Genomic DNA, 21,383 nt, shown 5'->3' on the forward strand with positions numbered 1-21,383 from the left:
TCCTCCAAGCCAGTGAGCGCTGTGTCACCGGCGTTCGAGATCGGTGAGGTATCCGGAGGCGACCCGGAACCGGTTGGCTTGCATCACGCCGTCCAGGAACGCCAGGAACCAGTCCGGTTCCGGCTTGCGGCGCACGCCCACGTAGTCGGCTCCGGCGCCGGTCTGCGTTCGGACGCGGCGGTCGGCGTGCTTGGGAACGTGGGAATGTGCTGGTATCAGGCTCATGACACTCTCGCTTTCGCGAATGGGGAACGGCCCGCACGCGGAGGCGGGCCGGAGGTGTTGAAAAACCACGAGTCGGTCAGGCCGCGGAGCGCGCAGTGTCCTGGGCGCGGGTGAAGACCGCCTCGTATACGTTCTTGCACTCGTCCATCAGCGCCGTGGCCTCCGCGGGCTCCAGGGTGCCGGCGTCGGCGTGGTGACGGATGAGGGCGTGGATCCGCTCGATGTCCTTGTGGCTGCGCGTGGACTCTGCGGCGCGGGTCAGTATCGTGGCCAGCGCCGAGGCGGCCGGGCTGGCCGGGGGCTGCATGCCACCCAGTTCGCTGCGTCGGGCGGCGGCGGAGATGGCCAACTCGACGAACAACGTGGCGTTGATGGCCCGGCCGCGGAAGCGGTCGGTGAACCGGTCCTCGACTCGGTCGACCGCGTCGAGATGCTTTGCCTTGGCGAGCGAGGCGATGAAGTCCTCGGTCTCCCCGCGGCTGCTCGGCGGCTCCATCTCGGTCTCGGCCAGCGCCGGGATCACATCGAGCACTGGCTGCGGCTCGGTGACGGGTTCAACCTCCTCGGCGTACTCGATGGGCTCGCCATCCCCGACTGTGCCGGCCGTAGTCACCGTGCCTGTGGGACCGGGTGCGCTCAGGTAGGTGATGACGGCGGCGGCCTGTGCGGCGGTCATGTCCTCGGCACTGGCGACCTGGGCGTCCACGATGTCGCAGACCACCTTTAGACGCGCGGCCCTCTCGAAGATCTCGCGCCGCTCGAACAGCGTCTTCATGTCCGCCATCTGCTCCCGGCTGACCATCGGCTCGCCGACGTCGGCAGACCCGGCGCCGTCGGCGGGGCTGGCCCACGGGTCGTCGACGGGCCCGATCGGCGGGCGCTGGGTGGGCAGGGAGACCACGTTGCCGTCGGCGTCGACGTCGGCGCCGAGTTCCTCGGGGGTGTAGTGCAGGCCGAACAGCACGTCCTCGGCGGCGTCGCGCGCGACCTGCGTGATGGCGCGGGCTTTGAGCATGCTGGCCGGGTACTTCTTCCACCCGTCTTTGTGCAGCAGCCCGGCGCGGCGGGCGTCTTCTATGGTGAACACGACCTCGAAGGTGAAGTCGGGGTCGTCGGAGCGGACGATCTGGGCTACTGCCTTCTCGGCGTTGCCGGTGATCCGTAGCTTGTGGCCGGCGGCGCGCACCAGGCCGGAGATGAGTGCGGCCGACGCGCCGGGCTTGCCGTCGATGACGTGGATGCCCAGGATCGCGGCCATCGCCGTGATGCGCAGCGTTTCGGCGTACTCGATGGCCCACAAGATGTTCGCGGGCTGACGGCGGTACTGGCCGGGCAGCATGTTCGCGTCGGACAGTTTTACGGCGTATTCGAGCTTCTCCGGCAGGCTCAGCGGCCGCCGTTCGGCGAGGACGAGTTCAGCTGTCACATGATCACTTCCTGTGGGACCGCGGCCTGCGCACGCCCATGCCCGCCGCCGGCGAGGACGGCGGCGGGCATGGGGTGGCGGGGAGGCGGAAACACATCGAGCCCCCGGGGTCCTGGCGGACGCCTCGGGGGCTCGATGAGAGTTGAAGACGAAGGGTGGTGGCTGGTTTTTGGGCACAGCTCCGCCCTGCAAAAAGGACCCTACGCAAATGCGTTCGGAGAATCAAGGCCCTTGCCGAGAAAGTTCTGGTGGGGCCTTGATCGTGCCACTCATATCGGCAGAATCGGGAAAACTTGGCTACTCGCCAGCAGTGGCGGGAGGTTCTGCGGGACCAACGCCGTCAGCACCGCGCCGTCGCTCGATTACCTCGCGGAACCCGGCGGCGAGCCGTACGGCAAGGCGTCGTCTACCGGCGGCTTCCTCGCGAATTTCGGCGATCTCGTCACGGAGACGGGCAGCGCGGCCAGATCCGATACCGAAGGACTTCACCAACGCGGTGGCGGAGATCGTCCCCACCGGCTTGTCCGCCATTGCCACCGCGATGATCTGGGCATCGGTGAGGTCCGACGACCCGAGCCTCCCGGGAGGCTCTATGCCCCCCGGCGGTGCGATCCCCGGCATTGCCGTCGAGCGCGGTGGCAGCAGCACCTGAAGCGGAAGTAGAACTGTACCCGTCGGTGGGCCGACAAGGCTGACCGGCGGGGCTGCCAGAACGCGGCGATTGGACAAGAACCCATCGGGGCGGTCTGTTCGTGAGCTGGCGTCCACTTCGGCGTCCATCGGTGGCGCCGTCGAGATGAAGGGCTGCGTAGATAGACCTGCCGTGTCACCACCGCTGACCACGGCATAGTCCACCGGTGCGTACTCGTCGGCGTCGGTAGCCGTGGGGGCTGATACCGGCGTCCGTGCTTGTAGCGGACCGCGAAGACCCGGCGGGGAGCCGGGGGCCACCAATACGGCGTCGTCGACCGGCTGGCGAGGGCGGGGCATCATGGCTTCGACGTCAGGCGGCAGGCCCGACGCGGTGTCCACGTCGGTCTGCGACTGCTGGGGCTCCGGCCCGGTCAGCTGGAGCGCCGCGGTACAGGCCAGCATCAGCCCGTCCACGGTCAGCGGCAGCGAGTAGGCGATGAACGGAATGGAGCTGTAGTACTCCAATAGGGAACACAAGTGCAGGTAGGACGCTACTGCGACGGGCAGTCCGACCAGAGCTGTCGACGCGACGCGGATGCCGAACGACAGCTTCCCGTCCCGCCAGCGCGGGCGGGTGATCACCTCGGTCAGGATGAAGATAGCGACGGGGCAGAACACGGCCACAGCTACGTCCCCCGGTGGGGGAAGATAGGCCGCTGGGTCCCACACCCGTGACCGCGGCCACCATGCAGGCTGCGCCGGTGGCGGGATGTAGGTGTAGGCGATGTTCGCCGATACCGAGGCGAGCGCGCCGAGGACCAACCCGCTGTAGATCCAGAAGTTGTTCCAGTTGATCCGCCTGATCCAGGAAGTGTGGGCGGTGGGCTCAGAACCGCTACCGGTGGATGACATTGACCTCCTCAATACTCGGAGGATTGGTTGACCCTGCGTACCGGTGGGCAGCCTGCACACGCTGATGGGGTGCTGCTGTTTTGTGCGCCTCCACCGGCTCTTGCTGGTGGCCAGAACGAGGCTTGGGCCTACAGCGTGGGAGCGGTGAGAACCCACCGGTGGAGCTCCCAAGTAATACGGGTGTCGACCGAGGGCGAGGAAGAAGACGCTCGGAGGTCTTGGCCTACGACGAGGGTTGGACCTCTACTCCCAGCACGCGGACCCCGTCCTCATCTAGCGGTTCGCCGAGGGCAAGAACGGCGCGGACTTGGCCGGCGATCTTTTGTGCAGCAACTGCATCATCGAGTGCTGTTGGCACCGTCGATCTGACGACTAGGACGTGGACGACTTCGCGTCGCGCGAGCTTCGTCGCGCCGCCGTTCCTCTCGCGCCACTTGCTTACCGCATCGTCGTTGACGGTCATTCCATGCGCGAGAGTGGTTGCGACCAGCGTGTCCAAGTCCCAGACCTTCTCGCGTCCGAACCGGAAAAGGATGGGTGCCGCGGAGCCACGCTTGCTTCGCTTGCGCATCGTGTCAGCGGAGATGCCCAAGGCTTCTGCGGCCTCGTTGATTCCGACTGGGACCGTGGACGCTGGCGCTGAACGCTTCTCCCTCAGGTCTGCAATCAGTGGTGCGGAGAGGGTGTACCCGGCCCTCGTCAGTGCGGGGACAACTGTGTCCAGGCTCCATGCAGGGTTGCCGTTGATCGATACCGATGTTGCGGGCAGCACCGGGTTCGGAAAGCCGTTTTCCCGGTCAGCGACGAGTCTGGAAATGCGCTGCGGGGTCCGGTTGGTCAGCGCGGCTAGATCGGACGCGCTTACAAACACGATGGTGTTGTTGCCATCCTCCACCCGCGGCCTCCCTGGTCCTGACCGTCGGGTTCTGCCGATCGGTTCCGGATCCATGGTGCCATGACGATGTACCTGTCTTCTTGCCCCACGTCTCGCTACGGTTCTTGATCCCGGGCGCCAGCGAAGATCCCGCCAGTGCCGCGTTCCCAATCGGCGATGACCTTTCCACGGCTTCCGACGGGCTCGGTGTAGCTAAGCGCCTCGGTTGCGGCAAACCACGCGTTTGCCACCGTGCGTTCAGCCTTGTGCTCGTGGCGCGCGGCCTCGGTGTCGGCGGAGCGTGCCGCAAACGGCTCTGAGCGGCGCTCGGCGCCTTCGGCGAGGCTCGACAGCAGCAGCGCGGTCTCGGTGGTTAGGACGACGTCGGTGTGTGCCATCTCGTTGGCCCGTTCGAAGACGAAATGCTGGGCGTGGCTGGAGGAGGCGATGAGTTCGGCGCAGGCCTCGCGGCGCTTGCGGCATGCCACCATCACCGGGCCTTCGACGTCGGCCGACGGGTCCGCCATCGGGTTGGCGATGGCGTCGATGAGCGCGCAGACTAGGTCGCCGGCCGTGTACACCGACATGTCCAGGCTGACCGGCAGGTGCTGGGCTGCGATGTCCATTTCGGCTTCCTCGGCCTGCTGCATCAGGGCCTCGATCCGGTCAGGGATCGGGTCGCTGCCATAGGCTTGGGCTTTGGACAGCGGGTTGTCGCGCACCGCGGCCAGCGCCGCGCCGAGACGCATGCTGTCGCCGGTGGGATTGTCGTAGCTGTCCAGGCAGGTGTTGCGGACCGCCTCCAGGACCTCCTCGTCGAGTGCGTGCCCGAGGATCGACAGCCGTTGGGGCCCAGACCGCGATGTGCGCGCCCGTGCGGACAACAATCCGGAGCGCGCCGTCGAGCTGTTCAGGAGCACGGCTGTGCTCATCAGGCGCCGGACCCGGCCGAGCAGCATGGTGATGTCCTCGGCGGGGCTCAAGCCGTCGGCGGCGAGTTCACCGACCGGGACGGGACCGGCCCGCAGCAGGTGCCGGTCGTGGTCGAACTCGAAGCAGATCCACACGGTGCGGTCTGCGCCGGTGAGTTCGGTGACCTCGATGCTCGTCCGGTCGGCCAGGTCGGTGAATGCCCCGGCCAGGGCGGCGTCGTCGATGAGGCGCTCGATCTGCTGGGCCAGTGTGGGCCCGCCGGTGCGGATAGTTGCTCCGGCCGGGGTCGGTGTGTGCTTGGTGGCCAGGCGGGCTGCGATGGCGGGGATGTCGATCGGGGTCATCGGTGGCTCCGATCGTTCGTGCCGGTGTAGGTGATTCGGCTGTAGTCGTGCGTAGTGTCTGTGATCAGGCCGCGGCCCTTGCCGGTGGAGCCGAAGTACTCCTCCAACACCGCGGCGGTCACTTGCGTGCCGGGCTGCCAGGCGCCGGCCTCGGCGAGGTCGGCCAGTTCCACGCTTCCGTAGCCGTGGGAGGCCTCGGTGAAGGAGTACTTCGCCGTGCTGTCTTGGCGTCCGGGTGTGGCCGGGACGGTGGCGCGGTGTTCGTCGCGCTCGTTATCGGTGGCCGGATCGACGGCGGTGATATAGGGGTCCTCGGCCGTGGCCGACATCGTGTGGCCGCGGCCGGGGCCGCGCAGGCTGGCCAGCCAGGAGTCCAGCTTGTCGCCGTAGACGTCGCTGTGGACGGTGCGCAGCAGCTCGACCAAGTTGTGCAGCGGGACGGGTGCGTGGTCGCTGGCGGCTTCCAGTACCTGCCGCACCTCCCCGATGGTGGCCAGGGCACGATGCTGCTCCACGATGGGGATCACCCACTCCACAGCGATGACCTGGTCGTCGGGTAGCGGCTCCAGGATGGCGGCGGGTGTGACGCCGGCGAGGGTCTGGTGGTCGGGCGGCAGGTGGGTGTCCTGCCACAGCTCGGGGTGCCGGTCCAGGTACTCGCTCAGGTCGTCGGTGTCGCCCATGTCCTCGGGGATCTCGACGGTGAGTTCTCGGCGGCGTGGTACCAGGTCCTCGATGGTGATCTCGTATTTCAAGCAGGTTCTCCGATGCGGGTGGGTGCTGGTGCTGCGGGTCAGGCCGAGGTGGCGGTCGCTGGCTGTTCGGCTGCGGCCTTGACCGGGCTGAGCAGGTCGAAGCCTTCGCGGGCCAGCGGGGCAGTGCCGCGCTCGGCGGCCTCGGCGAATTCAACGGCCACGGAATCCAGCACAGCTTCAGCACGACCGATAGCGGCGCAGGCAGCACGGATGGTGTCGAGTTGCCGGGCCCGGTCGGCGCTGGCGCGGGCAGAGATCTTCACGGCGCTCTGGAGCCGCCAGGTCCACAGCAGATCACCTAGCCACGGCGCACGCAGGGCGTACCGGGCCAGGGCGTGACGGACATCGACGACGCGGCGGGCCGAGGCGGTGACGCCGGCGTAGTCGTCCCGGTCCGGGATTACGTCGGCGGCCAACTCGCTCAGGTGCGCCATGCGTTCGCCGAGCCGGTAGCAGCTGGCCGGGACGCCGTAGCAGGACAGCGGGTCGGTGCGGATCACATCCTTGTGGCGGTCACGGGCGCCGGTGGAGTCCCCGGAATACATCCGGCAGCGGAAGCTGCCCGGGTCGTCGGGGTCGTCGGCCACGTTCCAGGAGTCTTCGCGGGTCAGCCACACCACGCCGGTGATGTGCGGGCCGCGCACCTGCCAGCGGACGGTGCCGCGGATCAGGTCGACGTTCTCGGACAGGATCCGCAGGTCTCCGCCGAGTTCCAGCGGCAGCGAGGCCACTACCGTCTCAGGGTGGGGTCGGCTCATCGGCTGTTCCTTGCTCGATTCCGGGTGCGGCGTTGCCGGTTCGCGTGGCGGTGTGCCGTACGCCGACGTCCAGTCGGCCGCGCAGTGTGCGGGCTGCGGAGTGCGGCGGCGGCCCGGATCAGCGCGAGGACTTCGGCGCGGGACAGGCTGCTGAAGGCCAGGGTGCAGTGGGTGTTGTGGGGCCACAGGTCCAGGCGGAACTCCAAGGTGATGGCGTCGCCGTGTCCCCATGCGACTGCCTCGTCGCGGCGTCGGTCGCCGTTGTCGCGCCAGTGCAGCCGGGGGAACAACTTCTCGGCAGCCGCGAACAGGGCGTCGTCGGCGGCGCGGCCTTCGGCAATCAACGCTGCCTTCGCGTCCAGGAGCCGGTTGTTCTCGGCGACGATCGGCAGCAGCCGGCGCCGGATCTCTCCTGCCATCCGGGCCGGGGTCTTGGTCGTGCTGAACCCGATCTCGGGCCTCCGATACCCGGTGACGTCCCAGTGACCGGTACGGCCCAGGTTCTGATCGTGGATGCCCCGCGCCTCGATCCAGTTCGTGGCGATGCGCAGCTGGATGACGTCGCCGGCCGGGCCGTGGAGTTCGGCCCATTCGGTGTTGCCGTAGCGGCAGGGCAGTGCCTCCCACCCGTCGAGCTCGTAGGCGATGGCTGCGGCGACTGGCATTGTGCCCAGGCCGGTCACGGCCGCCTCGCCTTGGGCCGTCGGTGTCGGGAGGCTGCGCGGCGTCGGGCGTGCCGGCGTGGTGCACTGCTCCGGTTGTGTGCCATCGGCTGGGGCGGTGTGCGTCCGCCGAGCAGGTCGATGACGGCGCAGGCGATCGACACCGGCACCTCGCGCAGATCCAGGCGGACGGTGTTGCCGAGGTGGTCGAGGTCGACGCGGTTGTAGGACCCACCTCGGCCCTTCCAGTGCGCGTCGAATCGGTGGTCCCGCACACTTAGATCGGGGCGGGCATCGGCGGGCAGACGGGTCTGAAGGTGCCCGGCCTGCTTGGCGAAGTAGTTGCGGCGGATCAGTTCGGCGGCGATGCTGGCGCGCTCGATGTCCAGTGCGCGGGCGTAGGCGGGGAACAGGCGGCGCCGCATGTCGGCCACGATCGCCTCCGGGTCCCGGCTTGCGGTGAACCCGATCGTCGCCTGCTCGCTGTCTTTCCACCATCGGCCATCCAGGGTCGGTGTCAGGCCGGTGGCGGTGGCCTTGTGTCGGCCGGGGGCGACTTCGATGCTGATCCGCCAGTCGTCTTCGGGGCTGGCCAACTCGGTGCGGTAGTACATCTGGTTCGTGCGGTCGTGGACCCACGGAGGGCCCAGGGCCTCGGCCAGCTCATCGGCCAGGGCAACAAGCCCTTCCGCAGTGAGGCGGCCGTCGTCGGAGAAACGCATCTCGCCTCCGGGAAGCATCGGGTTCGGCGGTCGGTCGCAGTAGCACCAGGGGTTGCAGCGTGCGCAGTGGCAGTCGTGGATGCAGGCCTCGCAGTCCCGCTCATCACAGTGCGCTCCGTGGACCACGTGGGTGCGGTAGCCCTCGGGGGCGTGGATCCGGCCGTCGGCGCTGATCCAGGAGGACGGCTTGGGGTGCCAGTGCCGTTCCCTGCCGGACAGGTCGGGGCCTGCTCGAACAGCAGCGGCGGCCTGGTCTTGGCCGAGCCAATCCAGCACCTTCGGCAGGTTCTTGTTCGGGCCGTAGCGCAGGAACGTGCCGTCGCAGGATGCTGCGCCGAGCGCGTCGGCGATCAGCAGCCGCTTGTGGGAGTTGACCCGGCCAACGTGCACAGTCTTGCCCCGCGCGATCGCCTCAGTAGCCAGGGCTTTGGCGTGTTCACCGAGCTTGAACTTGTCGGAGCCGGCGATGAATAGCACGTCGAACTCGTCCCACGGCGCCATGCCGTCGGTCTCGGCGCCGTCCTGGGCGCAGAACGCGGCCGGCAGATCCAGGGCGCGGATCATCGCCAGCCATGGCCGGGAGCATTCCAGCGTCGCCGCGGCGTCGAACGGCACGTCTGGAGCTACGGCGAACAAACACTTCTCGGAGCCGTAGCGCTTCACCATCCGGCACAGCCAGGACAGCCACGCCTGGTCTCCGACGTAGTTCTTGCCGAACTTGCCGTTGTCAGCAGCCCAGACGGTTCCGGCCGGAATCCGGTTGCCCTGGTTCGGGGTGGTCATGCAGCCGATCAGCCCGGCCGACATGGCTGCGCGCACGGTCGGGCTGGAGGGCGTGGACAGGTACAGCACAGCCGACCCCCGCACTATCAGATATATGTTTTGGCATTGATTTGATGGGCAAGCGAAAGGGCCGCCCGGATCCGGACGGCCCTGCACTCGGCGTGGGGTGTGGATCAGCTCTGGTATGCGGCCAGCATCCAACGGGGCTGCTGGTCGCCGGTGTCGAGTCCGAGCAGCCGTGCCGCGCGGTTCAGGTTCTGCTCGGCGCCGTCCGGGATCGTCAGGTCGATGTCCTTGGTCTTGTCCCAGTTGGTCTCGGCGCTGGTCGCGGCCAGCAGGAAGCCCTCCATGGGGTGGTCATAGCCCAGGTCCACCACCTTCACCCCAAGATGCTCAGCCACTGCGTCGGCCGGGTCGGCCATGGGGTCCAGCTGCGGGTCGTCGGGCCCGTCGATGCCCCCGATCAGTTCCAGTAGACGCCGCTCGGCGGCGATGTAGAAGACCTCGTGGGACCTCTGCCACGGCGGGGTCGGGTCGTCGGGCTGGGCGGTGAGTTTGGGGCCGGCGGCGAAGTCGTAGCCGTAGGCGGCGACGGCACGGGGGTCCATGTGCATCTCCTTTGTGGTCAGGCGGTTAGGAGCGCGTCGCGCAGAACCTGTTCGAGGTGTTGGCGGGCGAAGGTGGAGGCGAAGGGTCGCCGGTCGGCCGCCGCGCGGAATCCGCACGAGCACACCGCTGTGGAGGAGAAGTCCGGCACTTGGTAGGGATGGCGCCGGTGCTGCCGGGTGGTGGGCAGTCGGCCGTTCTCCGGGTCGTGCCAGCCGCGCGGCGTAGTGGTGCGCACCGGGTGCTCGTGGGCGGCTGCGGCCAGCAGCCCGGCTATCCCGATGCTGACGCGGTCACCGTCTGCGGTAACGGCCAGGCCGCGGTCAAGCAGGCGGCGGGCTGCGGCTGACGGTACCTGGCAGAACATGCCGCCGATCCGTCCGTCTGGTCGCAGACGCGCGGCGGTGCCGGCCTGGCGGATCCGGGCCAGGTCCTCGTACTGGGTGCGGGTCAGCCTGGGCGCCCGAGGTTCGGGCCGCAGAGTGAGTACGGTTCGCCGCTCGGCGGTGTCTTCGCCGTCGAGGATCAGGCGGGTTCGGGTGATGGTGACGGTGTGGTGCTTGTCGGCGGCGACGTCGGCGTGCAGACGCAGCGCGCGCCGAAGGATCCTCAGCGCCTGGACATCGGTGACGGTGCTGATGTGCATCTGCCCGTCGCTGGAGCGGGTCATGGTGTACGGCACGTCGGGGCTCCTGTCTTCGACAGGGGTCAGGCGGCGCCGCGTTCTTGCGCTGCCGCCAGTTCTGCCTGCGCTTTGCGCAGAACGCCAGCCATCGACTGGCGCGGGTGGCCGCGGCCGGACAGCTTGGCGAGTTCGGCTCGTACCAGATCCACCGCCTCGGCCGGGGGCATCAGAAACCGGGCGGTGCTGGTGTGCAGCACGACCGTCTGGGGATGCCCCGGGACCAGGACGTCACGGATCACCCGGTGCTGGGCGGTGGTGAGGTGCGTGATGGAGGTTTCGCTCGCTCGAACGGGCTGCCCTGCCGCAGGACCGGTGGGTGCCGGCGTGTCGTTGTTGCTGGTTCCCTCTGTCGGCGCCGGGTCCTCTTCGTGGGGGGAGATGGTGAGTGCGGAGGTGACCACCTGCGCCAGGGTCTCGGGCACGAGCGAGTGCCGGATCGCCTTCTCCAGGCGCTGCCAGTCCTCGGTGTCCAGGTGCTCGCCGAGGCTGTGAACCGCCGACCAGATCGCCTCGCACAGTCCGGCATCACGTTTGGCACGCTGGCGGGGTGTCGGCTCCGTCTTGACAGTGGGGGGCTCGGTCTCCGTCAGGCCCGATTCGCGGCGGAACTCGCGGTTGGACTCGTCGCCGTGCTCCTCGTCCAGGAACTCGCTGTGCCGGTCGAAGTGCTCCTCGACCCATTCCCACAGCGCGTCCTCGTCTCCGCGGTCCCACATCTTGCGCGGCACCTTCAGTGTCCATCGCTCATCGGTCCAGGTGTCGGCCTGGGTGCTGACGATGACGTACACGCCGTCGGCGGTGCGCCGCTCGAAGTCCAAGTCCGACGCCTCATTCCCGGAAAGGATCGTTGGACGTTCGGTGATCCGGGTGAATCCACCGTCTGCGACGGCGAAGAACTGCTCGCCGACGCCGACGCCGACGCCGACGCCGACGGCGACGACGTCGCCGATCGACAGTGAGCGGTGGCCGCGGCGCCGGTAGTCCACGGCCCGCGGATCCGGCGGGCCGAACGTCGGGTCCTCGCCGATGTTCAGCAGCGTCCACACGTCGTCGCAGATGTCGTACGGGTCCACGTCGGCCACGGTGTCGGTGAACACCTCGTGCAGCCGGTGACCCGGGGCGTAGGCGTCGAAGCGGTTGTCGAGGTTGTGGAAGGCGCGCACGTCCGCGGTCTGGTCGTCTTCGGCGCCGAGGGTGCCGGCGTGGGTGATGATGTCCAGCAGCATGTTCGGGTCGTCCGGCAGGCCGTCGCGGTCGGTGGGCTCGGTGGTGATGGTGTCCTCCGGGTTCGGTGCGGTGTCGTTGGTCGTGGGTGGCAGGGTGCAGGGCCCGGTCAGCGCCGCCAGGTAGACCGGGACCAGCCCGGGTGTGGTCGCACGGGCGTTGTTCAGGTCCGCGCTGATGGCACGGCGGGTGTTGGCGTCCACGGCGCAGTGCACGAAGTGGTGGCAGCCGGACTGGGCCGCCTGGTGCTCGGTGGTGTCGAAGCCGTCGAACTCATCGCTCATGGTCGGCAAGGGGCGCTCCTTGGCGGATCGTTGCCGGTTCAGGCCGCGGCTGGCAGAGCATCGTCGGCGCGGTCGGGGTGATGGGTGCTGAGGCGGCAATTGCGGTTCCACTGCTCGTCGCTTTGAAGCAGGAGCTTGAACGCCGCGTATGCCTGTGCCGGGACGACGCCGTTGCCGATACGGGAGAGCTGTTCGTTCACCGGCACGTCGGGGACTTCGGTGACCCAGCCTTCGGGCAGGCCCATCAGCCATTCGCAGAACCGCGGGGACAGCTTGATCCCGCCGCGCGGGCCGCGCATCACCGGCACCGGAGCAGCTTTACGGGTCAGCACTTCCCACCGGCGGACCGCCGCGGCGAACTTGCCCCACCACTGGGGCGGCGAGTGTGGTCCGGCGGGTGCCTGGTCCTCGGGCTGGACGTGCAGCAGGAAGCACACCTCGTCAGCCAGGGTCGGGCCGTGTCCGCCTGCTTTGCGTTTGTCCGGGTGCTGGGCGGCGCCGTTGCTCCCCAGGTTCGCCGTGGGCGTCTTGAACAGCGCCTCCGGCTCCGGGAGCATCTCGCTGGTTTCCCGGTACAGCCGGACCACCACCGTCACCAAGTCCTCCCCGCCGGCGTGGCTGGGGGAGTTGAAGGTGGGTCCGCGCTTGCCGTCGGCTGCTCTAGGCGTGGGAAGGAGTGGCGATGGCGAACCACCGCTCACGTTGATGGGCGGCACCGATATCTGAAGCTCGAAGAGTTGTCCATTTCGTGTCATACCCGTCTTGGTGAAGCGATGTGAGCACCGCGCCTTGTCCCCGATTTCGGATTGCGCTGACGTTCTCCAGGTACACGTATCGGGGTCGAATGATCCGTACAGCCTGGGCGATGGTGAACCAGAGTCCTGATCTTTCACCGGTGATGCCCTTCCTTGTTCCGGCATCGGAGATGTCCTGGCAGGGGAACCCGCAGCTGATGATGTCCACCTCGCCGCGCAGCGCCTCCCACTCGATCTTTCGGGCGTCGCCCAGATTCGGGGCGTCGGGGAACCGCTCGGCCATGATCTTGCAGGCGGCCGGATGCACTTCCGCGACCACCGTGGTCACGTCGCCGGTGAGCGCTTCCACAGCGAGGGCCAGGCCGCCGTAGCCGGCGCACAATTCCAGGATGGGCATCGGCTCGCTTTCTCATCGTGGGTCCGGCACGACGTGTGGGTTCAGTCCTACGAGCGCTCGGCGCAGCACAGTGAGTACATGCCGTGCCGCCGCTACCGTGCTGGTCTCTCGGCCCTGGCCAGGAATCAGTTCACTGATGTCTACGGCGACTTCACGGCCGTCGGCGGTCAGGAACACGCTGGCCGACCGCGAGTCCAGGCCGGACCAGTCGGATCCGGCAGGCAGCAGCCCGTCCTCGACTGCGACCTCCACGATTAGGTCGATGTGCTTGGGACCAGCGGTGATCCGGCCCACCGGGTCGAGCCCGGCCGATGCCAGTAGGTGTTCCAGGGCGCCGTCGGACAGGGCGGGCAGCTCGGGGGCGACGCCTGCGGTGCGGTCGTGCGCGTCCATAGCGGACCGGGCACGGCAGACTCGGTGCAGCAGGTCCTGCTGCTCCGGGCTCAACAGGTGGTCCCTATCGCGTGGGTCGTGGTTGTCGCCGATCGTGGCCAGGATGCGCACCATGCGCGGCACATCGGACATTGTCAGGCCACCCAGGAATCCGGGGCGTCGTGGTGCCTGGAGTGCGTGATGGGGGCGTTCCTTTCAACGTGTCCCGGTTCCGTCTAGACGGTGCGAGCCGGGGTCGAAAGTCGGTTTCGGGTACGGCCGGACCGGCAGCGCGACGCGCATGCGCCGGCGGAAGCGGGCGCCGGTGCGGCGTCGGAGGTGAGCTGACAGGCTCACGCCGACTCAGGATCATCATCGATCCAGCTGCTGCGGCAGCCCGCCGGGCACAGATCGTCGTCGTAGGTGTCGGTGACTCCCACGAGAGACCATGGACACCAGTCGCCGAGGTCGTTGCGGTGGTCGGCGAATACGCGCGGCAGTTCCTCCGTGAGCTGGTCCACGGCTGCGTTCACCGCGTCTGACACGGCGGCCACGGCCCTCGCCGGTGCAGTGCGCATGCCCGGGTTCGTGGACTGTACGGGGGCGGTGCGGGTCGCTCGCTGGTGCCGGGTCAGCAGGTCGATCACGGCGTCGGTGGGCACGGCCCAGCCCAGTACGTGCCCCTCGTCGTATCCGGCGCTGCTGTAGCGCACAAGTAGCCAGTGCCCAGCGGAGCCGGGCTTCTCCGAGGCGGTGATGCCGAACCAGTGCTTGCGCGGACCGTTCACGGAGACGACCATGCAGAACCCGCCGGTCTGCGCCACCTCATGCTCGATGCCGGCTGCGGACAGCGCGGCCGTGATCGGGTCAAGCCCCTGAGAGGTGGCAGCGGCAAGACACGCCTGTCCATAGCTTGGCTCCGCGGAAGGCTCAGAGGCGAAGGATTCGATGATCCAGGAGTCCAGCCCTGCCCCGCTGTTGACCTCCAGCCAGGCCAGAGTGAACCGGGCGTACTCCACCTGCGCCGGGTCCACCTGCTCCGGAAAAAGCGTGCTAGCCAGAGCCATCGCGGCGGGGAAGGCACCCACTGCGTACTCGATCTCGTCCAGCGCCCGCCAGCGCAACGACGCCGGCCACGTGTGCAGATCCACCACTCGGCGGGCGGTCCACTCCAGCGCGGTCGTCGCATCCGAAGCCTTGCCGTCGAAGGCGGCGCCCAGATCCAGGGTGTACGTACGCGGCTCGGGTCCGTGATGGACGGACTCCGACGGATCGTCTGGGCGCCGGATGTTCAGCACGTACACCGGCTCCGGCGCGCGCCAGGTGTTCAGGTTCGCCATGGCGGTAGTGATTCGGGAGGCCATGCATTCCAGCACCTCCCGTACCGCGGCGGCGGTGTCGGGCTGCTTGTGCTGGTTGTAGTGGTTGCCGGTGAAGTCGCCGGCCAGGATGGCCGTCGTCTGAACGTCCACGCCGGGGATGTCGACCGGCAGGTTGATCCAGCCGCCTTCGCTGTCCTGGGCGGGGCCGTCGGTGACGAAGTAGACGGCACCGGGCAGCAGGTCGGTTTCGACGGCGGCGTGGAAGAGGTCGGCCAGGTATCCGCCGTCGTCGGTGCGCAGCTGCGCACCGGGCTCCAGGCCGAGCCGCCGCATCAGGGCTCGGATGTGGTGCTCGGTGTAGACGGGCATCCGGCCGCTCAGGCACACCGTGCCGGGCAGCTCGGCCGCGACGATGGTCAGTAGCCGCGCCTGCGGTTCGGGTCCGATCGGTGCCCACTCGGCCTCGGGTAGGTGCTCGGTCTCCCGGTCGCCTTTGAACACCTTCAGCGACTGGTCGGCCAGGTCGAAGACGTAGGCGTATTCCTCTGCGAACACTTCGGACCCGGAGCCGGTCATGTCGAAGTCTTCTTCGGCATAGGCGACCCCCACGCCGGGGACGTCCAGGCCGTGGCTGAGGCGCGTCGCCCAGTCGGCGGTGAATGCGGTGTCCGTGGAAAGCAGGGACCAGCCGGCGCGGTGCTTGAGCAGTGTGGTGCGCAGCTGGTCCAGGTCGCGGAAGAAGGTGTTGGTGTAGATGTCGCGCAGCACCGGCAGCCGCCCCTCGGGGTAGCCGTCGGAATGCACGTAGATGCCGGTGATGGACTCGCCGTCGTCGAACGCGACGACGGAGCGGGTACTCACAGATGACTCCCGGAACGGTTGGGGGCATGAAAAAGCCGCCCGTGCGATATGCGGGCGGCCGGGGGTGGGGCGGGGCTACGCGGCCAGGCTCACGTGGACGTCGGAGTCGTGGTCGACGATGTTGCGGTCCTCATCGAAGGCGTCCCACGCCGCGTCCATCGCGTCGTCCTCGTCGGTGGCCTCGACGGTGTACTGGTAGTTGCGGCGTCGGCTGATCTGTACGGTCCACAGTTTCGGCTCGTCGTCCTCAGGCGCCGGAGTCTGCGGTGGCGCAGTCGGCGGGGTGGAAGCGAGAGGTCGGCGGCGGTAGCGGCGGTGGGTGCGGCCCAGCACGGCCCCGAGCGGGAAGCGGGCGGCCAGGGCCAGCATCTCCTCGGCCAGCTGGGCGACCCCGTCGGCATCGGCGCCGTCGGGCGCGCTGTTCTCGGCCTTGGCCAAGGCCCGGTGCAGCTCCTCGCGGCTGATCGGCACGTCGGCCACTGCGAAGGTGGTGGTGCGCTCCCGGGAGTTCACTCCCACCAGTGAGTAGGTGCAGCCGCAGGCGCCGAACGGCTGTGGGTGCAGGCAGGGTCCGGGATACACGATCTCCCCGGGTAGGGTGCGGCAGAAGTCGTAGGTGTCTCGGCCCTGGGTCTGGGCGGTTGCGACCAGCAGCCGCTGTACCGGCGCCTCGGCCGTCTTCGGCTTGGGCTTCAGCTCGGGCTGGCGGGTTTCGGCGTGGAAGTGGTTGAGCCCGGTGTCCAGTAGCCCGAAGGGGTCCAGGTCTGTGTCGTGGGCGTAGCGCAGCAGGTCGGCGAACATATCGGCGATGTGTTGGCCCCAGTCTGGTGGAGACAGCTCCTCGATGTCGTTGAGGTCCTGGTAGTGCTCGATGAGGGCTTCGGCACGGCTGACGGCGGCGGGGACGGCGTGCAGTAGGGGCCAGCCGTCGGCGGCGTCCCACTCGAACCGCATCCGGTAGTCGTCGTCCACACCCAGCGCCTCAATCAGCTCGGCGCGCAGTCTGCCGACGGCGCCGTAGGCAGCCACGCCAGTCTCGCTGCCGAGGCCCTGGATCTGGAACCGGTAGCAGTCCGCGGCCTTCAGCAGCGCCCAGTGATCTGTGGCCAAGCGGTGGTGGAAGTAGGGCGGGGGATCCTCATCGGTGCCGGCATTCAGGTTGACGGCGTTGTAGTTGGCGTCGATGAGGATCTGGCCGACCTCGTCGGGCTCGACGCCGCCTGCCAGGTCGCGGTCGCAGATGGCGGTGGTCAGGGCACGGATATGCGCCGTGCCGAGGATGAATGGCATGGTGTCTGCTCCGTCCGGGCTGAGGCGGCCGGGGGAAAGGACACATCGGGCCCGCAACTGCATCACGTGCAGGACGGCGTCCCGGGCGGGGATGGCCGGGACCTCCGACAGGCCGATGTTCATGTGGGCGACGTCCAGGCCGAAGTCCCGCGCCACCTCAAGCCGGTGGTGCTCGGCAGCGAGGGCCGCCACCATCTGGGCCTGTTCGGCCGCAGGGCGCATGTCGTGCCAGGCCTGCCCCAGGGTGTCGTCAGGCCAGGCCGGGGTGTTGGGGAAGGAGTGGCGGGGGACGAACACGACGTCGGGTCGCAGCGCAGGGTCGTAGCCGAAGCGCCACACCGGGCCGCGTTCGGTGTCGATGCGGAACTCGGCCATCCGCAGCTCATGGCTGGCGGCGTGGTAGGCCAGCACTAGGGCGCGGGCGGTAAGTTCGTCGGCGGCGTGCACCACGTAGGTGTAGGGGGCTTCGCCGTCGTGGCGTTCGGGGCCGGCCACGGTCACCGTGAACACCGGCGGCTCCGGCAGCCGGTCCGGCGTGTAGTCAGGGAGCACCGGCAGCCCCCGCAGGTGCGGCCAAGATGTCCTCGATGATGGACAGGACGTCGGTGCTGCTGGCGGCGGGGTTGAACAGGCGGCGTGCCGTGGCGGTGTTGACACGCAGCAGTCGCTGGGCCGCCAGGGAGATGCGTTCGCTGTCGGGCAGCGTTTCGGGCCGCACCACCGAGCTGGTCAGGGCGTGCCAGCGCCGAGCGTGGGAGACCGCGCAGCGGGCACGGCGCCAGTCGAACCGGCCACCGGAGAGCACAATCGCCCAGCCCCCGACACAGTACGTGGTGTACGACGCCGTGCCGGTCTTCACACGGGCTGCCCAGAACTGGTTGTCGTGCAGGTCTGGGCGGGTGCGTATCAGGTTGGCGATGTTGGACAGCAGGGCGACGTTGATTGGGGGCGACCAGATGGCTGTCGGGCAGCGGGCGCAGATCAGGGCCTGGTCCTCGCCATGGTTGGCGGTGTGCGGGTAGATCTCGCCGAACCGGTCGTCGGCCTCGGGCGCGGTGGTCTCCAGCCACTCCAGCAGGTGCTCCACCGTCAGTGTCGCCGCCTCGGGGTCGACGGGCGGCAGCACCGCGGCGAAGTCGGCGCGGATGGCCAGCAGGGTGCACATCCGGCACAGGTTCAACCATGCGCCGTCCGGCGTGGTGTAGCGGTAGCCGATGGGTCTCACGGCAGGTCACCGCCTTCACAGCCTGATGCGGTGGTCAGGGCGGCGCACGGGACGCAGTCCGGGCCGCAGCTGGCCGGGGCGGTCCGAGCCCATGTGATGAACGCTTCGGTCTCGGCGATGATCTCGTTCATGTCCTGGGTGCCGCGCTCCTCAAGCCAGTCCGCGGACTCAGCGTCGACGCCCGCCCGCAGCATCGCGATCGTGCCTCGGGCGTCGCGCTGTTCCCGGTGGGCGGCGGCGACAGCCTGGCCAAGACAGTGGGTGCCGACGGTCGCCATGAACGCCGCCGCCTGCTGGTCTTCCTCCAGCCCGTCGGCGGGCTGCTGCTTATCCGTGGCCGAGACTTGCTGTTGCTCAGGCGCCGCCGTCTCCGGCTCTGGGGCGGCGTTCTGGCCGGGGGTGCGCAGCGGCATCATCAGGTAGCGGTAGCCGTCGTAGTCGTCGGCGGTGAGATTGTGGTGTCCGGTCAGCACGACCGGTTTGGCCGGGTTGGTGAAGCCGATGCGGACGTACTGGGTGTTCAGGGTTTTCAGTCCGTCGATGAGGTATGCGGGGTTGAACGAGGCGACCAGCGGGGTCTCTCCGGGCCAGACGGCGGGCACCGGTTCGCTGGCCTGTGCTTCGTCTCCGGCTCCGGCCTCCAGCAGGACGCTGGTGCCGTCGAAGGTCATGCGGATCGGTGAGGTGCGGTCGGCGACCAGGGCGACCCGTTCGACAGCGGCCAGCAGGGCCTTGGTGTCGGCGACCGCCCCGGTGTTCTGCGTCGGGAACAGCGACCGGTACCTAACGTACTCGCTCCTAAGGCAGCGGCCGGTGGTGTGCTGCTCCCCGAAGGCCAGCCCGGCGAGCCCGGCCCGGTGCTCGGCCTGGACGCGGGCCTCGGTGCGCCGGTCGGCGATCTCCCGTGCCTTCACGACGTCCGGGTGGCCGTGCCACATCCGAGACTCCAACTCGGCCAGGACCTGGCGCGCCTTAGCTTCGGCTGCGATCTCGTCGCCGGCTTCGGGCTGCCAGGTCAGGCGTAGGTCGCCGATGGTCTTGGCCCAGCGGGTGGCCACGGTCTTGAGGAGCTTCGCGGGCAGCAGAGCCGTCCACGTCTCGGCGTCCAGGTCGTCGGGGATCCAGGGGACCTCTGCGGTGGCCAGCCGGAATCGGTCGGTCCCGGCCAGCGTCAGCGTCTTGCCCTCGCCGGTGATCTGGATGCCGGTCAGCATCGGGATCGTGTCGTCGCGCGCTGCCGAGACGATGACCCGCTTGATGGCGGCGACCAGTGCCGGGGCATCGACCGTTCCGCCTGCGGCTGGGATGGCGGGCAGCTGCGGGTAGTCCTCGACCGGGAGTGTCTGGAGGGTGTAGCGGGTGGGCCCGGCCTGCACGATCAGCTTGGAGCCTTCAGCGAACAGGGTGACGCTGTCGGCGTCCAGCTTCTTCAGCAGGTCGTGCAGCAGCCTGCCGTGCACCAGCAGCCTGCCCGGCGTGGTCGTGACGGCCGGGATCCGATCGCGTGTCGCGTGGTCGAAGTTCCAGGCGGACAGCGTCAGGTGGCCGTCGGTGGCTTCCAGCACGATCCCGGCCAGCACGGGGGCGGCCGGTCTGGTCGGCAGGCTGGCGGCCACCCCGTTGCCCGCGACCAGCAGGGCCTTGCGATCGACGGTGGTGTTGAACTGCGGTGTGGCAGTAGAAGCGCCCGCCGCCTGGTCGGCGGCGGGCGTGGTGAGCTCCAGGGTTGTGGTCAAGCGGGGGTCCTCCATATTGGGTGGTCGGGCACGTGGTGTACAGCCGCTGCCGACGTATCGATCGGCGGAACGGCGCCGGCTTGGGGAAGGGCGCCGTCCGCCAGGTATCGATCGGCGATCTCGTGCGCCAGCTGCCCCGCCTGGCGCCGGTCTGTGGCGTGCAGGCCGGTCGGCGTGCGGATTCGGTCGGTGTAGGTGAACAGCTCGCCGCTGGCGTGCACCCAATGCACGGCGGTGACCCCGTCGATGACGTATGCGGTGTAGTCGGGGTTGAGGAACCCGAACACGGCGGCCTCCTCAGCGGTTGTACGCGGCGGCCAGCTCCATCGCCCGGATCCCGGAGTCGCCGAGTTTGTGCGCGGTGTCCGGGTCGTCGATGGTCTGGGCCACGGAGGTGACGGCGTGCAGGATCCCGCCGGAGGTGGTCACCCCGCCCTTGATGAAGTGGTTGAGCAGCTCGGCCTGCGCCGCCTTCGGCATCTCCAGGGTCTTGACGACGTACTCGATCGTCTTGGGCGCGTCGTTCACCGGCACCCCGGCGGCGGACTGCATGGCCTGCACCTTCTTCTGCACGTATTCCGGGGTCAGCCAGTTCGTGACCGCATCGGTGGTCTGCGAGGTCACCAGGGCCTTGAACGCTGCCACCGTGGCCGCTGACGGATCGATTGTGCCGTCGTCCAGCTTGGCCCCGATGTGCGCCCGGGACACGGTGTCCATGGTCTGCACCAGGCCGTTGCCGCACACCTCGGCGCGCAGCCACGGGGCGATGGTGTACTTCCCGGCGCCCACCTCGGAGTTGGAGAACCGGAACCCGGCGCTGATGATCGGCATGTTCTCACCCGTGCGCGACGGGTCGAACGGCGACCGGTACCCGGCCAGCAGGCCGCGGGCGGCCACGGCGATCTGCGGGGCCACGACGGTGACGTACATCCGGGTCTCGGACAGGTCGCAGGAGGTGACCTCGACGTTGACGCCGGCCGCGCGGATCCCGTCCAGGGCGCACAGCAGCACGTCCAGGTTGTCAATGATGCCGTAGCGGGAGGACAGTAGCGCCCGCAGCACCCCGCCGCCGCGCTGCGGGTCGACCAGCAGCCGCAGCAGGAAGGACTTGCCCGAGTCCCCTGCATCGGCCAGCCAGTGCCCGACGTTCGCCTCCCACAGCCCCGGCGCATCGGCGCGCAGGCGCCGCAGGTATTCCAGCGGGATCTTCAGCTTGTTGGCGATCTGGGACTCGGCGTGCCGGGTCGGCACGTACAGTCCGTCCAGCATTGTCACGCCGTCTTCGTCGATGTGCGGCACTGTCTGCGGGATGGACAGCCGGGCGGCGTCGGCGCGCAGCTGGGCGGCCGGGACCACCACGTCCACGGCCTTGGCGGCCTGCTCCGTCAGCATGTCGAACAGCGTGTTCAGGTCGGAGTTGCGCAGCGTCAGGTCCCCGCTCGGGGGCGGGGCGGGCCGGTCGAGGATCACGGGCTCACTCAACGGTCACGTTCCTTTTCGAGAGGTCAGCGTGGGAACGGCCGCTCACACAGGACGTGGCGCGGCCGGGATCTGGGAAGCGTTGTCGGTCATGCGGTGATCGGCTCGGGGCTGCTCTGT

At 68.7% G+C, this 21,383-nt stretch carries 21 protein-coding genes; all 21 read right to left on the minus strand.

The features are described from left to right. Window positions 1–24: 24 nt before the first annotated feature. Complete coding sequence (locus IZR01_RS05775) at window positions 25–225, minus strand: hypothetical protein (RefSeq protein WP_194923155.1); 201 nt, start codon at window positions 223–225, stop codon at window positions 25–27. Window positions 226–301: 76 nt separating this feature from the next. Continuing rightward, window positions 302–1,651, minus strand: coding sequence for a hypothetical protein (locus IZR01_RS05780; RefSeq protein ID WP_194923156.1), 1,350 nt, complete (start codon window positions 1,649–1,651; stop codon window positions 302–304). Window positions 1,652–1,948: 297 nt separating this feature from the next. After that, window positions 1,949–2,968 carry a hypothetical protein gene (locus tag IZR01_RS05785; RefSeq protein ID WP_194923157.1) on the minus strand — a complete coding sequence of 340 codons (1,020 nt, stop codon included), beginning with the start codon at window positions 2,966–2,968 and terminating at the stop codon, window positions 1,949–1,951. Window positions 2,969–3,419: 451 nt separating this feature from the next. Then, the gene (locus IZR01_RS05790; protein ID WP_194923158.1) at window positions 3,420–4,091 is read right to left on the minus strand and encodes a hypothetical protein; all 672 of its coding nucleotides are present in this window, start codon (window positions 4,089–4,091) and stop codon (window positions 3,420–3,422) included. A 95-nt stretch (window positions 4,092–4,186) separates the two neighbouring features. Beyond that, window positions 4,187–5,347 (minus strand): hypothetical protein, encoded by a 1,161-nt coding sequence (locus IZR01_RS05795; RefSeq protein ID WP_194923159.1) that lies wholly within the window; start codon window positions 5,345–5,347, stop codon window positions 4,187–4,189. After that, window positions 5,344–6,102: a hypothetical protein gene (locus tag IZR01_RS05800; RefSeq protein ID WP_194923160.1), complete on the minus strand. Its 759-nt coding sequence runs from the start codon at window positions 6,100–6,102 to the stop codon at window positions 5,344–5,346. The genes IZR01_RS05795 and IZR01_RS05800 overlap by 4 nt, the downstream gene beginning before the upstream one ends. Before the next feature lie 38 nt (window positions 6,103–6,140). Next, window positions 6,141–6,860, minus strand: coding sequence for a hypothetical protein (locus IZR01_RS05805; protein WP_194923161.1), 720 nt, complete (start codon window positions 6,858–6,860; stop codon window positions 6,141–6,143). Continuing rightward, a complete protein-coding gene (locus IZR01_RS05810) occupies window positions 6,857–7,525 on the minus strand; it encodes a hypothetical protein (protein ID WP_194923162.1) in 669 nt (222 codons plus the stop codon). Before IZR01_RS05810 ends, IZR01_RS05805 begins: the two co-directional genes overlap by 4 nt. A gap of 14 nt (window positions 7,526–7,539) precedes the next feature. Continuing rightward, on the minus strand, window positions 7,540–9,096 hold the full coding sequence (locus tag IZR01_RS50040) for a hypothetical protein (RefSeq protein ID WP_228558954.1): 1,557 nt from the start codon (window positions 9,094–9,096) through the stop codon (window positions 7,540–7,542). Window positions 9,097–9,200: 104 nt separating this feature from the next. Continuing rightward, on the minus strand, window positions 9,201–9,635 hold the full coding sequence (locus IZR01_RS05820) for a hypothetical protein (RefSeq protein WP_194923163.1): 435 nt from the start codon (window positions 9,633–9,635) through the stop codon (window positions 9,201–9,203). A 17-nt stretch (window positions 9,636–9,652) separates the two neighbouring features. Next, on the minus strand, window positions 9,653–10,315 hold the full coding sequence (locus tag IZR01_RS05825) for a hypothetical protein (RefSeq protein ID WP_194923164.1): 663 nt from the start codon (window positions 10,313–10,315) through the stop codon (window positions 9,653–9,655). A 26-nt stretch (window positions 10,316–10,341) separates the two neighbouring features. Then, window positions 10,342–11,835 carry a hypothetical protein gene (locus tag IZR01_RS05830; RefSeq protein ID WP_194923165.1) on the minus strand — a complete coding sequence of 498 codons (1,494 nt, stop codon included), beginning with the start codon at window positions 11,833–11,835 and terminating at the stop codon, window positions 10,342–10,344. A gap of 29 nt (window positions 11,836–11,864) precedes the next feature. Next, window positions 11,865–12,422 carry a DNA (cytosine-5-)-methyltransferase gene (locus IZR01_RS05835; RefSeq protein ID WP_194923166.1) on the minus strand — a complete coding sequence of 186 codons (558 nt, stop codon included), beginning with the start codon at window positions 12,420–12,422 and terminating at the stop codon, window positions 11,865–11,867. 64 nt (window positions 12,423–12,486) lie between these two features. Beyond that, window positions 12,487–12,978, minus strand: coding sequence for a DNA cytosine methyltransferase (locus IZR01_RS05840; protein ID WP_194923167.1), 492 nt, complete (start codon window positions 12,976–12,978; stop codon window positions 12,487–12,489). A gap of 12 nt (window positions 12,979–12,990) precedes the next feature. Then, a complete protein-coding gene (locus IZR01_RS05845) occupies window positions 12,991–13,503 on the minus strand; it encodes a hypothetical protein (protein WP_194923168.1) in 513 nt (170 codons plus the stop codon). A gap of 200 nt (window positions 13,504–13,703) precedes the next feature. Beyond that, entirely contained in the window at window positions 13,704–15,533 is a 1,830-nt protein-coding gene (locus IZR01_RS05850) for a hypothetical protein (protein ID WP_194923169.1), read from the minus strand. A gap of 75 nt (window positions 15,534–15,608) precedes the next feature. Continuing rightward, complete coding sequence (locus tag IZR01_RS05855) at window positions 15,609–17,375, minus strand: DUF7715 family protein (RefSeq protein WP_194923170.1); 1,767 nt, start codon at window positions 17,373–17,375, stop codon at window positions 15,609–15,611. Then, entirely contained in the window at window positions 17,365–18,048 is a 684-nt protein-coding gene (locus IZR01_RS05860) for a hypothetical protein (protein ID WP_194923171.1), read from the minus strand. Before IZR01_RS05860 ends, IZR01_RS05855 begins: the two co-directional genes overlap by 11 nt. Further along, window positions 18,045–19,784, minus strand: a complete 1,740-nt coding sequence (locus IZR01_RS05865; protein ID WP_194923172.1) for a DNA polymerase III subunit beta — start codon at window positions 19,782–19,784, stop codon at window positions 18,045–18,047. The genes IZR01_RS05860 and IZR01_RS05865 overlap by 4 nt, the downstream gene beginning before the upstream one ends. After that, window positions 19,781–20,071, minus strand: a complete 291-nt coding sequence (locus tag IZR01_RS05870; protein ID WP_194923173.1) for a hypothetical protein — start codon at window positions 20,069–20,071, stop codon at window positions 19,781–19,783. Before IZR01_RS05870 ends, IZR01_RS05865 begins: the two co-directional genes overlap by 4 nt. 10 nt (window positions 20,072–20,081) lie before the next feature. Next, complete coding sequence (locus tag IZR01_RS05875) at window positions 20,082–21,266, minus strand: DUF932 domain-containing protein (RefSeq protein WP_194923174.1); 1,185 nt, start codon at window positions 21,264–21,266, stop codon at window positions 20,082–20,084. Window positions 21,267–21,383: the final 117 nt, after the last annotated feature.

Origin of the sequence: Catenulispora pinisilvae (genome assembly GCF_015356865.1) — a bacterium.
Lineage (GTDB): Bacteria > Actinomycetota > Actinomycetes > Streptomycetales > Catenulisporaceae > Catenulispora > Catenulispora pinisilvae.